Genomic DNA, 18410 nt, shown 5'->3' with positions numbered 1-18410 from the left:
CTTATTTTTAATTAACATAAAGAAGTCAGTCAATTATACCTAAAATAATAAAATCTGAACTAAATCCCTGCTTTTTAATATGAAAAAAAAACTATATTTTTGCGCAATGGAAGCGTACGAAATCATTTTAACATTTGAAATTATCTTCTGCAATTTATCCATAATCAGGTCCTTAAGCCTCCTTTACATTGCGTACTCGTATGACTATTTCTATAATTTTGATTTCTGTAGAGATAAATACGAAAAATGCAGTATTATATTCACTCTTGCATACTCTATCAGCCCATTTGTAATAGGTGTTTTGTTTTCTTTTATTTTCAAAATGATATTTAAGCTAAATTGGTTTGTTTATATCTTGTCTTTATTTAATGGTTTGTTTTTTTTTAACTTACTAGATTCCAAATTTAGAACCCTTTTTATTTTGTTTGAAAATTCCAAAGTTAATCTTTTAGTCCATTGCCTATTTTTCTTTATTTTGGAAGTAATTGTAATAACATTTTTTTATATAAATAATAATAAGAATAAACTTTTATATCGCTAAAAACCAATAATCAATATAGAGCATCGAAACATGAATTACAAATTCATTTGCAAGCAAATTACAGTGGTATTGAATTCTCTTCTCACATTTCAATATAAAGTGATTGACTTTAATAAAAAACTCTATGCTTGTTGAAAATCTTCCCAATCTTCAATTGTTTGGAAATACCTAAGTTTAGGTATTTCCAAACAATATCCTTAAAATTTCAAAGCTCATTCTTTTACGATCTTGCTTCTTTAATGATCATTAGAGTACAATTTTTTCCTTATTTTGTTAAATCACTTAAGGATAAATTTATAGACCTTTTAAAATAAATACAACTGTTTTACCTTTCTTTCCCATTACATTATCTACTTACGTTTATTTCTTTTCTTACTAAAGCCACATCGTTCCTTAAAGATATTTTAATCTCTAATTATAATAAACTCGCTTCTCCTGCTTCTTTTGTTCTGCTCATTTGTACAAACCTTACAGTCATAGATAGGCTGGCTTTCTCCAAACCCTTTCGCATGTAATCTATTTGGATTTATTCCTTTTTTGACTAAATAGGACGTAGTAGATTTCGCTCTCTGATTGGAAAGTTTCATATTATAATCATATTGACCTATATTGTCTGTATGAGCTCTAACCTCTATTTTAATTTCAGGTGTGTTTTTCATAATCAGAAATATTTTGTCCAATTCGACAGATGCATCATAACGCAAAACGGCACTATTAAAATTAAAATAAATATTTTTTAATTTTAAAATTTTAGCTAAATCATTCTTTTCATCATAATCAATTTTGATTCTGGACATCGAAATATTCAAAATACCATTGTCTGAAGGAGGAACTGATACATTCACATTATCATATTCCTTTTTTTCAGCCGTGATACTTACACCTTTAATTGTACTCAAGGTAAACGTGAATTCACCTCTCTGGTTACTCTCAGATTGCTCAATTATGTTTCCATCAGTATCTTTAACTTTCAAAATAACACTGGAAAGAACTTGTTTTGTTGATGCATCTACGATAGTTCCGGTAACGGTATGATAAAGTGCATCTTTAACCGATTGTTTTTGAATAACACCATAAATATCATCACCATTATTTCTATTTGAACTAAAAAAGCCCTTATTTGTATTATTATTAATTCTAAATGAAAAATCGTCTGTTGGACCATTTACAGGAGCCCCTATATTAAATAATTTTTTATTTTCTATTGATAAATCAATATAGTAAATATCTAAACCTCCAAAGCCAAAATGACCATCGGATGAAAAATAAAGTTCATTTTCAGATGAAATAAACGGAAAAGATTCTCTGCCTACAGTATTTACCTGTGGTCCTAAATTTTGGGGCTTACCTAACGAACCATCGGGATGCACATCCACATAAAAAATATCTGTTTCTCCAAACGTTCCAGGCATATCCGATGCAAAATATAATTTTTTTTCATCATAGCTTAAAGAAGGGTGCGCATTTGAAAATGACTCCCCATTAATAGATAAATCCTTTATATCATCCCATTTCCCATTAATTTTAGAAGCCCGGTAAATTTTCAATCTGTCTATTCCTTTTCCTTTATTCTTTTTATTTAAAGAAACACTGGTCCTGGTGAAATACATTGTATTACCATCTTTGGTGATTATGGGAGAAGAATCATGAAACTTGGTACGTAATTTTCCTCCCAATACCTTAACCTTTCCAAACTTATTTTCAGTTTCATTATAATCAACAATGCTTATATCCAGAAAATTACTATCTGTCCAGGCATCAATATCATTATTATTTACATCATTTTTATTTGATGAAAAATAGAAATTTCCATCATATAAAAAGCCTCCGAAATCAATACCATTTGAATTTATCGGCAATGACTCTATAATATATCTATCGGAATGAGTATCAATATTTTCTATATATTCTTGAGCAGATTTATAAGTATGGCTCAGGCCTCCTTTAGTTTTCAAAAATTTATCATAAATAATGGCTGCTTTAGAATTATTGCCTGTAGCTAATAAAGACTGAGCATACCTCAAGAGAGCAATGTAATCAATCTGTCCTGCATATTTTGTATACAAAGCATCATACCATTTCCGGGATTGTACATAATCCGAGTTCAGATAATAGATATCACCTAAATTCTTTAAAACTTCCAGCGAATTGTTTCCATTATTAGCTAATGTTAAATATTTTTTAGCGGCATCTGAATATTTCAAACCATAAAAATCAACATTTGCCTTTTCCAGTGCTGCTACCTGGGCCTTCACCGTAAAAGAGGGAATGAGTAATAAGATGCCAGCAATAAGTAATATATATCTGTATTTCATATTCATATTTTTTTATGATACTTAATAATTAGAAAAATCTAGGAGAAACTTTTCCGTTATTTTTATTAAAAAATTCATAGCGCAAAAAGATTTCATGAGAACCAGAATTGTATCTGGAAAATTCCGTTGTATCAAAATCATATGCATAACCAATCATTAACCCCTTTGATATTTGAAATCCTGCCAGCACACTTATAGCTGCATCCATACGATAGGATACACCAAAAGTAAATTTATTGTCTAGTAGGAAATTAAACGATACATCGGCAGCCAGAGGTGCGCCAGATGTCATTTTAAACAATACTGCCGGCTTAAATTTTAATCTGTAATTCAGATCAAAGACATACCCCCCTATTGCATAAAAAGTTACCCGTTCAGAGGCAGAAGAAACAGCAATATCATCATAGTAATCCGTTTTCAAAAGATTTGGAACAGACAAGCCAATGTACCATCGATCATTGTGCAGATAGCCGCCAAGGCCAATAATGGGTGACAATCTATTGACATTCTGCTGAAAAGAAGTATCATTTGGATCATATATATTCAATTTACTGTAATCAATATTTAAAGAATTTATGCCCCCTTTTAATCCAAAAGAAAATTTTGTATCACTATAATCATTAACCGGAATTGTATAAGAGAAATCAACGGCGCTGCTTATTTCTTTTGAAGGGTTTATTTTATCATTAACAACTGAAAAGCCCAAGCCAACTCTTGCTGATACAGGCGCATTTACAGATATTGTCTGTGTTGTAGGAGCACCTTCAACCCCCGCCCATTGTGAACGGTGTACTCCATTCAGACTTAAGACCTGCCTGCTTCCGGCATACGCCGGATTTACAACTTGCGTATTGTACATATATTGCGAAAACTGTGCATCTTGCTGCGCAAAGATTGTATTGCTTAACAAGATAATAAATAGTGATATTTGGATATATTTCATGATCGATCAATTAAGATTGTGTATTTATTTTCATTTCAATAATGAAATCTAAAAGAGATGTAAAAAAGTTCTCCGTGAAATTAATCACTATTAATATATAAATATCCCGATTTCCTAATAAGCTGGGGTTTTGAAGAGTCTGTATACTCATAATTTAAAATATAAAAATAAGTCCCCGTTGGTAATTTACTTTGTTTATCAATAGTTATTCGGCCATTAGAGAATCCATTGAAGACATTATCTGTTTCATTATAGCCCTCTGCTTCATAGACTTTTACTCCCCAACGATTAAAAATCAATAATGAATTATTAGGATATTTAGCTATCCCGTCGATAAAGAAAAAACTGTTTTTCTCATCACCATTAAAGGAAATGGCATTATAAATAACAAGATTTCCAGGTAAAACTAAATCTTCTTTAACTCTCCCTAAAGTAAAAATGCCAAACCCGGTGCTGTCGCTTATTGTTGAAACAGTCTTATTTGCCTCATCAACAATACCACCCTCATCAACCCACATCCCTAAAGTTTCATCCCAGCGAAGAACATGCAGGGCTGATTTTGGGGAAGTAAGCAGATTTTGGGGAGTAGTTTGCTCATTCCATGAAAGTGTAACCCTGACATAAGAGCTACCGTTATCACGCGTTAAGGTCCAATATTCCGCATCATCAATTGTTTCAATTATCCCTGCCTTTAGTTTATGAGGATAGAGTGTATTGCTATTTACTCTAAAATATTTAGAAGTAAAATTATCAGATAATGCAGTTGGCGCGGAAATTTCAGATGGCCTGTAAAATAAACCGTCTCCAATAGGATAAACAAAAGACTTATTCCCTTTTTTACTCACTAAACCATTAACATGACCTGCATTTGAAGTACTTAAATGGTATCCGTTATTTTCAAAAACAAAACGGCCTCCAAAAGCATCATTGTTTACAATTCCTTTTAAAAAATCTGCGGTGTTAAAAACGTTAATATCTCCTGATAATTCAAAGGCAGATGGTGTAGTGGCATTGTTAAAAATGACTTTATAAAAATCCGATTCCTGAAGTCCCGATATTTTTTGGACATTCGGACCAACAAAACGTATTAAACTCGTAGTTTCAGTAGGAAAATAAGAAAACAAACCGTCATTGTTAAAATTGGCGTAAACAAAAAGCTCCCCATCATTCATAGCTGACCCTGTAGGCGTGTTATTAAAATCATCTAAAATACTTACCTGGGTATTGGGAAGAATCACTAAATCTCCCACATTAGTTGTTTGAGCTGAAAGTGCTACACCCGAAAAGAGAAATAATCCGAAAATTTTATATTGATTTTTCATCTTACTTTTATTAATTAGTATTGTCATAAAACTGTTATTTAAGAGGAAGGTAATAAATTAAATTACCCACCTTCCTCTTTCCTAACTCAATTAGAACTTCATAGGCTGTTCTACACCGTCCCTGAAATATTTACCATGACGCATGAAATCTGGTAATAATATTCCAACAGTAAAATATTTATTACCTGAAAAATCAAATTTAGCTTCATAATTACTACCATTAATCTCAAACGGAGAAGTTACCAAATTGGTCGTAAATCCTGAGTCATCGGCCACAATTAACACTAAATCTGTTTTACTTGGAAAGCCAGTAAGTGCAGATGCAGGTATTTGAATTGTAACTTCACCTACATTCCCTGTTTCCTGAACCAGCCAATTTCGGCTTATTTTCTTATCAAAACCTGCAGGAATACCAGAGGTTAGCACTATTGAAGGAGAAGCATCATTATTACTCCAGGACAAGAAATCATTATTTGCTGAAAACGAATTTGTATTAAGTGCATTTGTTGTGGCAATAGGCCCCAAACCAATGGTGATTATATCATCTCCATTAGATGATTTAGATTGTTTTTGGTTCAACACCGATATATCGTCTCTTCCAATAACGGTAATATCATGCTTAAATACAGAATTGACAGCAGCATTCCAGGCTATTACCTCCTCTGATGAAATGTAATTGGTAGGTGTTGTCTGGTCTAAAGTTATTCCGTATTTAATAGCCAAATAACTGTTTACTTTAAGTTCATCTATAACTGTCATCATAGTTGTATTTTTATAAACTACAACTTCAGATAATGATGTACCTGCTCCAGAAATGCCCGTGGAAGACAATGAACCTATGCGACTTGACCTGGACGCAGATACATCTGAACTTAAGGTTGTCGCAGCAGTTGCAACGCTTGCCGTTTGTTTTCCCTGTGCATAAGTAACAATATTTGTAGTAGATCTTTTACCCGACATTAAATTGGGTTTACTATACTCACCTGGTGCCAAATTTGCAAAAGCACGTGTAGGAGAAGGAGCATCAAAATATACGTTATTATCAGTATTATTTTTAAATAGACGGGTATCCACCCCAGTAGTGGCCTTTTCACACCATACAGATAGATATTTCCCAGACTCTGGAATTCCAACTGAAAACACATACATGTCATTGTAGGTTACTCCTGATCCGGTAAAAACTGAAGTTGGATATTGATAAAAAGAGGCCCCATCAAATCCTAACGAACTATTAAAGTTCACTCCTGAAGGATTGAGGCTTATAGTACCGGTATTAACAGCATCATGTGTATTACCACTATAATCATTCCAGTTAGTCACCGAAGCTTCTAAATCGGCACGCCACCAGGCACCCATTCCCGCTAGGACTCCACCAGGGGAAATAGCAGAATACCCAATGGTAAACACATCATTATTGGCAAAGTTTACTCCTGAAAAAGTTGCAGTTCTGCCCACTAACGTACCGGTGTATTTAACTATTGTGCCAGTTGTGAAATTAGAATCCCCATCAGAATCTATAAACAACTCTATGTTGGTAGCAATTGAAGGAATATCAAATACGGTTACTGAAACCGGCCCCACCGTTCCTGCTTTTGAAACCTTCCACTCTCTTCCCATACGGTGCGAACAAGTAGCAATACTAGGGCGTTCCGTTTTTTGCAAGGTAGTAGAAACATTATCATTCCCCCAAACCAAGAAGCTCTTATCTGATCCAAAAGTGTTCGTATTCGATGCATTGTCTGTTGCCAAGGCTCCTAAAGACATCGTTATCAAGGCATCTGCATTTACTGATCTAGACTGCTTTTGATTCAAAGCAGACGTATCATCTCTACCAATACCTGCAATATCATTAGCATAAGTGGCACTGGCATTCCACATTTTAGTTATACCATCAGAGGCTAAATAATCCGTTGGCGGGCTCTGGTCTAAAGTAATTCCATACTTCAGAGCGAGATAACTGTTTACTTGAAGTTCCTGCGTAGGTGTCATTGCACTGGAATTCTTATAAACAATAACTTCTGCTAATTGTGAACCTCCACCCGAAACATACGCAGATGTTGCTCCTATTCTGTTAAAGAGTCCTGCTGTTGCTGAACTTCGGCTAACATAAGTTCCTGTAGCGGTAACAGCTTCTTTACCCTGAATAAAATTGGTAATTGTTGTTGGTGTTTTCTTACCTGCCATCAGGTTGGGTTTATCATTGACTCCCCCTTTTGTTACAAAAACATTAGAGGCGCGGTAAGTATAGGGAGCATCCATATACAAATTGTTATTGCTATACTTAAAGAAAGAAGCATCATTTGCACCATTATTTGATCTCTCTGACCATACCGATAAGTGTTGTCCAGCTTTAGGAATACCTACAGAAAACACATACATATTATCATAGTTGTTTCCTCCGACAAAAATTGGGTTCCCAACATACTCAAAGAATGAGTTTGTTAACGCAAAAGCAGGATTAAAATTTACAGTTGCCGGATTTAATACTACAGTTCCATTATTTACGGCATTGTGGCCATTCCCGCTAAAATCACTCCAGGCAGTAGTAGAGGCATTTTTATCAGCTCGCCACCAGGCACCTAAACCTGTAATTACCCCACCCGGTGATAAAATAGAATACCCTAGTGTAAAGACATCCCCGTTATTTAAATCTACACCTGAAAAGGTTACTACCTCTGATGCAAATGAAATACCAGTCGTTATTTTAGTTGCATTGGTAAAATCACCATCACCATCAGTATCTATATACAACTCAAAATTAGATGCAGTAGTAGGAATGTCTTTAAATGCGATGGTAAAATTACTTAAAGATCCAACTTCGGTCACTTTCCATTCTCTTCCAATACGATAGGTCGCTGCAGCTACTGTTGGCTTTTCAGTAGTTTGAGTTGCTGTACTGGCACCGTTATTTCCCCAAGTTAAGAAGTTTCTGTCGACAGCAAAAACTCCGGTATTCAAATGATTATATTCTGCAATTTCTTTTAAACCAATGGTAACAATATCAGCTGTATTTGATGAACGTGATTGTTTTTGGCTTAAAGCAGTCAAATCATCACGACCAATTCCTGCGATATCGTTTTTATAAATACCATTGGCTGCGCTGTTCCAGCTAACCGTAATTCCGTCTGACGCCAAATAATTCCTAGGTGTTGTCTGATCTAAAGACATCCCATATTTTAAAGCCAGATAGGATTCTACTTGCTGGATTTCTACTGCGTTTAAGTCTCTGCCATACATTATCGTTTCTGAAACATAGGCAGCGGCTGGTTCAGAATTTCCTGCAATATTTAGATTTATTGTAGAATTAGCCGAACTAGTTCCTGTATATAAACTTTTTCCAGAAGTATACATATCATAAGCTCCAGAGGCCTGACGTTTTAGTGTATATAAATTTGGATTGGTAGTTGCTACCTTACCCGCAGTCGAAAAATTTGGGTTGTTGTCTAAATACAATACATCCTCTCTTCCATTGTAGTACCCGATGATAATATTACCTACATTGGATTTGTAAATTCTACGATTAGCCGTTCCTGAATATCTTGCCAAACTGAACATGGTGTATTGTCCTTTAAATGCTGTTACAGGATCGTGGCCGTCATCTCCATCATAGTAAACAGCTGGATTAAAGTTAGTACCATTGGTCAATTCATAAGTAGGATCTCCAACTGCAACACCATGTGCAGCAGCAGGTGACTGATCTGTCCAAACACCAATAGGATCATTCTGGTTCACTCCTCCTGTTCCTTCATTGGCTTTTAGCCAAAGACCTAAATTTGGAGAAACACCTCCTGGAAATGGCGCAGTATAACCATAAGTAAACCTGTCATTATTATTTAACATCACACCAGAGAAAGTGACCACTCCTCCCGACACAACTCCTCCGGTTATCACTGTTGCATTGGTAAAATTACTATCCCCATCAGTATCTATGTATAATTCTACATTCATAGCATTAATAGGAACATTACTTAATGCAATAGTTACTGGACCTACAGTGCCTATTTTCGATATTTTCCATTCCCTGCCCACACGGAAAACAGCATTAGCAGCAACAGGACGTTCGGTAGTCTGTAAATTTACTGAGGCATTATCATTACCCCAAACTAAGAAACTTCTGTCTACCGGGAAACTTCCCGCATTCAATTGATTGGTTGCCGTAATTGTTCCTAATCCAATAGTTACTAAAGCATCTGAATTTACAGAACGGGATTGTTTTTGACTCAAAGCGGTTAAATCATCACGACCAATTCCTGCAATATCATTGTTATATAAAGCATTGGCGGTAGCATCCCAAATTTTAGTAGTTCCGTCCGATGCTATATAATCGTATGGAATAGTCTGATTTAAGGTAATACCATACTTTAAAGCTGTGTATGAATTAACACGCTGACGTTCCAGATCGGTCAAAACTCTGCTGTATAATATTACTTCTCCGATATCCCCAGTAAAGTAAGTAGCATTTGTCTCTCCAATTGTTTCCCGATTGGCCGTTAAATTAAAATTAACCACATTACTAGTAGTAGAACTTATTTTAGGCTGCCCATTAAACTGCACACCATAAACATTAGCAGCACTATGAGTACCATAGATGTTCCAGTCGGCTGTATCGACAAAATCACCAGTTGCACTTGTCACACCTGCTTTTGTATCCACAATAGTATTCAGCAGCGGATTAAACCCGACACGATCCGTCGTAAACGAACCCTGATAAATATTATTATTGCTATGGATATAATGAAAACCACGAACACTTCCTCCAAAATCATAAGGATGACCTGAATTAACGCCAACCCCATCGTTTTTGAGTACTGTAATAGCTTCTGCTGCAGTAAAAGAAGATACAAACGGACTAGTTGAAAAACGGAAATAGTCATCTCCGTCAAATCTGATGACCGGATTGTAATTCAGGCCCCCTTCCACTAATTCCGGATCAGAAACAGCAATATTTGCATCGCGCACATTTGTAGTCTGATCACCCCAGGAAGTAACCGCTGTTGTTCCTAGAACATCAGCATCTGCTTTTAGCCAAACTGCTAAACTTCCTGTAACTCCCCCTGGGAAAGGGACGGTATAACCTACAGTAAATAAATCATTATTTTTTAAATTTACTCCAGAAAAAGTTACTGTTTTACCCACCAGTACACCACCGGTAATAACGGTTGCATTGGCAAAATTACCATCACCATCTGTATCCACATACAATTCGATGCTGGTGGCACTAGGGTGAATGTTATTGAAAGCAATTGCTAAAGGACCTGTATCATCTCCTGTTTCCTGTACCTTCCATTCTCTTCCCAGACGATAGATGGTATTGACTGAAGCTGCAGCTGGTCTTTCTGTAGTTTGCAAAGCAACAGGAGCATTGTCATTACCCCAAACCAGGTAACTTTTATCTCCGGTAAAAGAATTGGTATTACTTGAGTTATCTGCAGCAATAGCACCAAGACCAATGGTAACTACATTATCCAAGTTTACCGATTTGGATTGTTTTTGAACCAAAGAAGTAAAATCATCCCTGCCAATACCCGTAATGTCAAATGAATAAGCAGCATTGGCTGTAGCATCCCAAATTTTTGTTCCGTCAGTCGCCAAATAATCAGTAGCAACTGTCTGATCCAGAGTAATACCGTATTTAATGGCTAAATAACTATTGATCTGCTGAGCATCCGTAGCAGTCATTGCTGAGGAATTTTTATAGACAATGACCTCAGACAATTCTGAACCTCCATTTGATATGTATCCAGAGGTGGCACCAATACGGTTTAAAGCAGTACTGTTGTTAGAAGAGTAAGTAACATAGGTTCCTGTTACCGTTGCGGCTGCTTTACCTTGAATATAATTAGTAAATGATGTTGGTGTTTTCCTTCCCGCTATTAAATTAGGAATATCATTAACCCCACCGCCAGTAAGGAATACATTAGATAAACGATACCCATAAGGCGCATCCAGATACAAACTATTATTGTTAAGCTTAAAAAAAGCAGCATCATAGCCCTGTGTTGCTCTTTCCGACCATACAGACAGGTTTTGACCCGCTTTAGGAATTCCTACAGCAAATACATATATATTATCATAATTATTTGGAGAGGCAAAAATGGATTTCCCCGCAGGATATTCAAAATAAGAACCACTCAAATTGTACGAAGGATTAAAATTGGCACTTCCGGTATTCAATGTCAAAGTTCCAGCGGAAGCTTTTGTCGCATCATATCCGTTACCGCTATAATCAGCCCAGGTAGTGGTAGTGGCATTTTTATCAGCTCGCCACCACGCTCCTAATCCCGCCGGCACCCCACCTGGCGAAAGATTCGTATATCCTATAGTAAAGACATCATTATTATCTAAGTCCACACCCGTAAAAGTAGCGGTTCCATTCACTAATGTTCCTGCATACTTAACTATCGTTCCACTTGTAAATACCCCATCTCCATCTTTGTCTACATACAGCTCAAGGTTGTAAGAGGAATCCGGAATACTATTAACGGTAACAGTTAAATTACTTATGCTTCCGGTTTCCTGTACTTTCCATTCCCTTCCAATTCTAAAAATAGCAGTAGCCACACCAGGCAAATCTCCTGTTTGTGGAGAAAGAGAACCACTGTCATTGGCCCATACCAGGAAATTTTTATCTGCTACAAAAGTATTGGTATTAGCAATATTATTTGCTGCAATTGTTCCAAGACCAATAGTTAAAAACGCATTGGTATTGATCGATTTTGATTGTTTTTGATTAAGACCCGATAAATCATCGCGACCAATGCCCGCAATATTATTTTTATAAGCTCCTTTACCGGAAGTATCCCATATTTTAGTAGTCCCGTTAGAAGCTATGTAATCATAAGGAGTTGTTTGGTCTAATGTTACGCCATATTTAATAGCCAAATACGTTTCGACTTTTTGTGTTTCTAAAGCAGAAAGTGCTCTTTCATAAAGAATCGCTTCAGACACATACGCAGCAGATGGCTCTGTATTGCCTGAAATATCCAGATCAATAGTCGAATTAGCCGAAGTAGTACCCGTATACAAAGACTTACCTGCTGAATACATATCGTAAGCGCCAGAAGTCTGACGTTTTAGCGTGTATAAATGCGGATTGGTAGTTGCTGCTTTACCAGTTAACAAATTGGGTGTACCGTCTAGATATAAAACATCTTCCTTACCTTGCCAGTAACCCGCCAAAAAGTTACCCACATTGGATTTAAATATTCTGGCATTTTTAGTTCCCGACAATTTAGACATCGTAAGGAAGGTATATTGATCTTTTACCGATGTTGCCGGATTGTGTCCGTCATTACCGTCATGATAAATAGTTGGATTAAAATTTGTTCCGTTAGTGAATTCAAAAGTAGGATCTCCCACCGCCACCGCGTCCAATGTTTTGAGTGACTGGTCCAGCCATGTTCCTACTGCATCGTTTTCATTTACTCCTCCTGTACCTGCATCCGCTTTTAGCCATAAACCTAAATTTGCCGGTACTGCGCCCGGAAAAACAGCCGTGTAGCCCAATGTAAATAAATTATTATTATTTAAATTAACTCCTGTAAAAGTTACTGTTTTACCTACAAGTGTTCCGCCAGTAATTACCGTTGCGTTAGTAAAATCTCCATCACCGTCCGTATCTACATACAATTCAATATTGGTAGCCTGAGGATGCACATTTGTAAATGAAATACTTAAAAGACCAGTGTCAGGACCTGTTTCCTTAACTTTCCATTCCCTGCCTAAACGGTAAATAGTACTGGCAGATGCCGCAGCAGGACGCTCTGTTGTTTGTAATTCTAAGCTTGCATTATCATTACCCCAAACCAGGAAGTTTTTATCTGCGCTAAATGTATTGGTGTTTAACTGATTGGTTGTCGCTAATGTGCCTAAACCTATGCTTACAATAGCATCCGAGTTAACGGAACGGGATTGTTTCTGGTTTAAAGCAGTCGCATCATCACGGCCAATACCTGCAATGTCATTACTATACAAAGCATTTGCAGTAGCATCCCAGCTTTTTGTAGTTCCATTGGACGCCAAATAATCTGTAGGCGTAGTTTGGTCCAGTGTAATACCGTACTTTAAAGCCGTGTAGGAATTGACACGCTGACGTTCTAAACTCGTTAAAACCCTGTTATATAATATGACCTCACCAATATCGCCAGTAAAATAAAAATTTCCGGTAGCACCAATAAGCTCTTTGTTTACCCCCAAACTAAAATTGGTAGTATTTGTAGTTGTATTTATTTTTGTTAGTCCATTAAACTGAATAGTATATTGATTAGCTGCACTTTGTGTGTCGTAGATATTCCAGTCTTTAGTATCAATAAAATTTCCTGTAACTGCAGTCACACCTGCCTTTGCATCAGAAATCGTATTTAATAAAGGATTAAAACCGATACGGTCTGTGGTAAATGAACCCTGATAAACATTTCGATCTGACCATGTATACGTAAATTCACGAGAAGACCCGCCAAAATCATAAGGATGTCCGGAGCTAAGTCCATTCCCATTGTTTTTAACAACTGCAATTGCCTCGGCAGCAGTAAAACCTGTTACAAACGAATTGTTTGTAAAAGCCAGGTAATCATTACCATCAAAATTGACAACTGGATTGTAATTTACAGCTCCTTGTATTAATTCAGGATCTGAAACAGCAATATCTGCGTTTTTTAAATTCCCCGATTGATCTGCCCAGGACGTTACAGCAGTTGTACCTACTACATCTGCATCCGCCTTTAACCATAATAGAACAGCTGTTGAAACACCACCAGGATAAACGGCAGAGTAACCTAAAGTAAAAGAATCATTATTATTCAAATCTATACCCGTAAAAGTAACGGTTGTTCCTGCTAACGTACCCGGATAAATAGTAGCATTGGTAAAATCACCATCATTATCGGTATCGATATACAATTCTAAATTGGCTACTGAAGTTGGGATATTTTTAAAACGAATGGTCAGGTTATTCACATTTCCACCTGTTTCCTGTACTTTCCATTCTCTGTTGTATCTTAATTCTGCATTGGCTCCAGAGGGTAACTCTGTTGTTTTTAAAGTAAGATTACCTGTGTCATGACCCCAAACCAAAAACGTTTTATCACTCGCAAATGTAGCAGTATTTGCGTCATTAGAAGCAGCAATGCCTCCATAACCTATTGTAACAACTTCGGCAGGATCTACAGCTGCTGACTGTTTTTGTAATAATGCAGAAGCATCATCACGGCCTATACCGGCAATATCTTTAGAATATAAAGCATTTACTGCAGCGTTCCACATTTTGGTTGTTCCATCAGAAGCCAAATAATCTGTTGCTGTCGTTTGGTCTAAAGAGATACCATATTTAAGAGCTAAATAGGAATTTACTTTTTGGATTTCAAGCGGGGTAATGGCTGAGGCATTACTATATACTATTAACTCTGCGATTTCAGAATTTGCTGTTGAGGGATTACTTGCTATAGCACCAACATAATTAAAAGCTCCTGTAGAAGAATAGGATGTAAACGGTCCTGTAAGTGGAGTTCCTATTTCTTTACCTTGCAATAAAGAGGTCATATAGGCCGGTGTTTTTTTGGCTCCAAAAAGGTTAGGCACATTTGTAATACCGCCTAAAGTTCTATAATCGGCAGTAGTTTGCTGAATATTTGAAGGTGCACCAAAACTAATAGCTTCTGTAGTCCATTTATAAAAACGAAAATCATTGGTACCTGAATTAGAACGTTCCATTATAAAAGACAAATTACCTCCATCTTTTGGAATACCTACCGCAAAAATATATACGTTATCATAATTTACAGGAGCTGCAAAGATGGGGCTATTATTATAATTAAAATAGGAGCCATTAAAACGCATTGCCGGGTTAAAATTAACGGAATTTGTGGTAAGTACTATGGTTCCTGTAGTAACTAAATCATGTCCATTTCCACTATAATCTTTCCAGGTAGTGGCTGTAGCGTCCCTATCGGCTCTCCACCAGGCACCAAGACCATTGGTAACACCAGCTGGACCTACATTTTGTATTAAAGCTGAAGCACTAAATTCTGAAACAGATGCATTTTGAGAAAAATCTCTTAATGTAGCGGTCCAATATCCCGTCGCATCCCCTGCGTAGGTTAAGGTTCGTGTATAGGTTCCTGCTGCCAAGGCTGTTTCGGTTTTTACATAAGTACGACCGTTATCCTTGACATCTGTTGGAAGATTTCCGTAAAACTCGATGTTGCAATTGGTGCAAAAAGAAGGCACAATAAAGGTCACATCATAAGTCCCTGCGACTGTTCCGTTTTTAGACGACAATATCGTTATCGATTTACCTGTACTTTTCTCCAATCCATCGTTTCCATCTGCTGTAACATTGTCAATTCCGCCTTTAGCATTATTAAAATAGGTGTTTAGCGAATACAATACCCCATCGGCTTTTTCATTATAGATTCCCTGGCCTGTATTATTACTAAAAATATTATTGGTAATCTGAATATTTTTCACTCCTCCAATACCTGCCAGCCACACTCCTATTCCAGGGCCTGTTCCATTTGAAAAGGTGTTGTTGTGGATATTAAATGCATTAGTAGCATTATCAGTAACAATCTTTAAAGCAGTGTGACCTGATTCATCAAAAGTGGAGTTTTTTATCTCATTATTAGAACGGGAAGTATTTCCTTCGAATTGTATACCGTAATTATTGGATTTGGTAATATTACAATTATCTATGGTATAATCGTTAGCATTCAGAAAATAAAATCCTCCAAGGTCTACTTCAGTCAAATTTACTCTTGTTAATTTCACATTATTGGATACGGATGAATTAAAATAAAGCCCATAATTAGCATCATCAGTTGTTCCTGTAACATCACCATTTATAGTCACATCCGTAATAGTAACATTAGTTGTATTATTATTAAATTGTATCATATAGGCTGCACCTGAGCCATCAAAATTATCAAGCACCCCATTTAAAAGTGTAAAATCAGTAGCCGCCAAATTAACGAATATACCATTCGACTCTGCATCATGAATGGTAAAACCATTTATATTTACTGAAGAAGCAGTATTGACAAAATAAATACCTAAATTCCCATCCACATTACTAGTAGGATTATCCATATCAAGGAGAATATTGGTCATAGTTATCCCTGTAGCGGCCTGCTCAAACCTAATAGCATGTGAGGCTGATCCCCCTCTTCCCGTAGTAAAAGTATAATCTGTAATAGCAACAGTATTAGTAGTACCATTGAACCAAAGACCGTAAGTATCAATATTGAGTGTCTTTACATTGGTTAAGGTACTATTCAAAACATTGCTATTGAAAATAACACCATAATTCCCATCATTACCAGGTACGGTCATCGCACCATCTATGGTGACATTAGTCAATGTAATACCATCCGAAATACCTGAAAATTGAATCCCCTGAGCATTTACATGTCCTTCAAGATTATCTATTGTGGTATCTAAAATATTAACTGTAGTTGCTGCAGCTCTCAAATAAATTCCTACTACTTCTGCATCATGAATGGTTGAATTTTTGATGATAAAATTACTGGCTGCTCCAACTACTTCCATACCATAATCTCCATCATTTGTACTTCCTGGTACATCCATGTTAAGTATTGCTGTATCTATAGTAACATTATCAGCAGTAGTAGCAAAAGACAAACCAACATTTACACCTGCAGTTGCGCCAGATGTATACGTGTAACGGGTAATATTAATTCCGTTTGCATTATTAAGAAAATGTATGCCTCGAAAATCAGCACGCATAACACTTACATCTGTAATATTCACAGTTGTAGCAGTACTGTTGAAGTAAATTCCATAACTGCCATCATCTGCACCCGTTGGATTATCCATATTCAATGAAAGATTAGACATGGTAATGCCGGTTGCTGCTCCGTTAAAATTTATTCCGTAGGAACCTGTTCCACCTCTTCCGTTAGTGAAATTATAATCGGTAATAGCGACAGTGTTTGCAGTACCCACAAATCGAATTCCATAGCCATCGAAATTTAATGCCTTTACATTGTTCATGGTAACATTAGATGTATTGCCGTTAAAGTAAATTCCATAATCGCCATCGTTTCCTGCAATGTTCTTAGCGCCATCTACAGTGACATTGGTCAAGGTAACACCGGACGAAATACCATTAAAATTAATACCGTACACATCCGTATCGCCTTCCAAATTGTCTATTGTAGTATCTGATATATTTACAGTTGTGGCCAAAAGCCTAAAAAAAATGGCTTGACTTTCAGCATCATGGATAACACTATTTTTAATAACCGTATTGGTAGCATTATTATAAAAATAAAAACCGTACTCACCATCATCCGTATTCCCCGGCACATCCAAACTAACGTTTGCAGCATCAATTGTTACAGTGTCCATTACACCAATAATATAAATACCATAACTTCCTGTACCGCTCCCTCCCGCTGTAAAAGTATAACGTGTCATTTCTACTCTGGTGGCAGCTCCACTAAGATAAAGTCCTTGAATATCACAACTCAATACTTTTATATCTGTAAGGTTTACATCAGTAGTAGTGCTGCCAAAAACGATTCCATAATTACCATCATCAATACCGGCTGAATTATCTAAATCAAGTGTAGTATTTTTTATGGTTACGGTGTTAGCAGCTCCTGTAAACCTCATGGCAGCATCTGCCATTCCTGAATTAGAAACATTGAAATTATCAATAACCGTATTTGTGGTAGTACCTTGTACATAAAACGCAAAACGAGTAGTTGTGTTTTCAATTTGACTTACCGTCACATTCGTAACCGTCAGGCTACTAACATTCCCAACAAACCAAATGGCTTTGTCGATAAAATTATTCTCCGTGTGTTTTACTACAATATCCTGAATAGTAATTCCGGAAACAGTAGCTGTGAACTTAATGGCGGTATCCCCCATGTCCTGCAAAACAAAACCCTTTATTGTAGTGTTATTCGCTGCAGCTGTTCCCTGAAAAATAATAAAAGTATTATTTCCCGTTCCTGCATCTATAGTAATATCCGGTATATTATCATTGTTAATGTCTCCATTAATAGAAACCCCTGAAACAGTTAGAGTTGGTAAATTAGTCGCAATGTTTATCGTTTGACCGGAGAGCGCCGGACTAAATGTTATGGTATGCGGTCCTGCTCCGGCAGCATTTACATTAAGCATGGCCTGACGTAATGTTCCGGCTCCTGAGTCTGCAATGCTTGTAACAGTAATATTGAGTGCATTTGCATTATAGGTCAATAAAAATAATGCAAGCATATAAAAGGTACGCATGTAATTATTCATCATAATCTTAAGTTTATATG

4 protein-coding genes are annotated in these 18410 nt (G+C 36.5%); all 4 read right to left on the bottom strand.

Annotation, left to right across the window (positions count from 1 at the left end):
* Nucleotides 1-945: 945 nt before the first annotated feature.
* Nucleotides 946-2856, bottom strand: coding sequence for an OmpA family protein (locus NLJ00_RS14230; RefSeq protein ID WP_256634225.1), 1911 nt, complete (start codon nt 2854-2856; stop codon nt 946-948).
* Nucleotides 2857-2884: 28 nt separating this feature from the next.
* Nucleotides 2885-3799: a PorP/SprF family type IX secretion system membrane protein gene (locus NLJ00_RS14225; RefSeq protein WP_256634224.1), complete on the bottom strand. Its 915-nt coding sequence runs from the start codon at nt 3797-3799 to the stop codon at nt 2885-2887.
* 80 nt (nt 3800-3879) lie between these two features.
* Entirely contained in the window at nt 3880-5148 is a 1269-nt protein-coding gene (locus NLJ00_RS14220) for a gliding motility-associated C-terminal domain-containing protein (protein WP_256634223.1), read from the bottom strand.
* Between the two features lie 63 nt (nt 5149-5211).
* A complete protein-coding gene (locus NLJ00_RS14215; protein WP_256634222.1) occupies nt 5212-18393 on the bottom strand; it encodes a right-handed parallel beta-helix repeat-containing protein in 13182 nt (4393 codons plus the stop codon).
* Nucleotides 18394-18410: the final 17 nt, after the last annotated feature.

It is taken from the genome of Flavobacterium panici (assembly GCF_024499525.1).
Lineage (GTDB): Bacteria > Bacteroidota > Bacteroidia > Flavobacteriales > Flavobacteriaceae > Flavobacterium > Flavobacterium panici.
This window is presented reverse-complemented; position numbering and strand designations above follow the sequence as displayed.

Excerpts from the sequence above, each read along its gene's own strand:
- NLJ00_RS14230 (WP_256634225.1), bottom strand. The coding sequence starts at position 2,856 with ATGAAATACAGATATATATTACTTATTGCTGGCATCTTATTACTCATT.
- NLJ00_RS14225 (WP_256634224.1), bottom strand. The coding sequence starts at position 3,799 with ATGAAATATATCCAAATATCACTATTTATTATCTTGTTAAGCAATACA.
- NLJ00_RS14220 (WP_256634223.1), bottom strand. The coding sequence starts at position 5,148 with ATGACAATACTAATTAATAAAAGTAAGATGAAAAATCAATATAAAATT.
- NLJ00_RS14215 (WP_256634222.1), bottom strand. The coding sequence starts at position 18,393 with ATGATGAATAATTACATGCGTACCTTTTATATGCTTGCATTATTTTTA.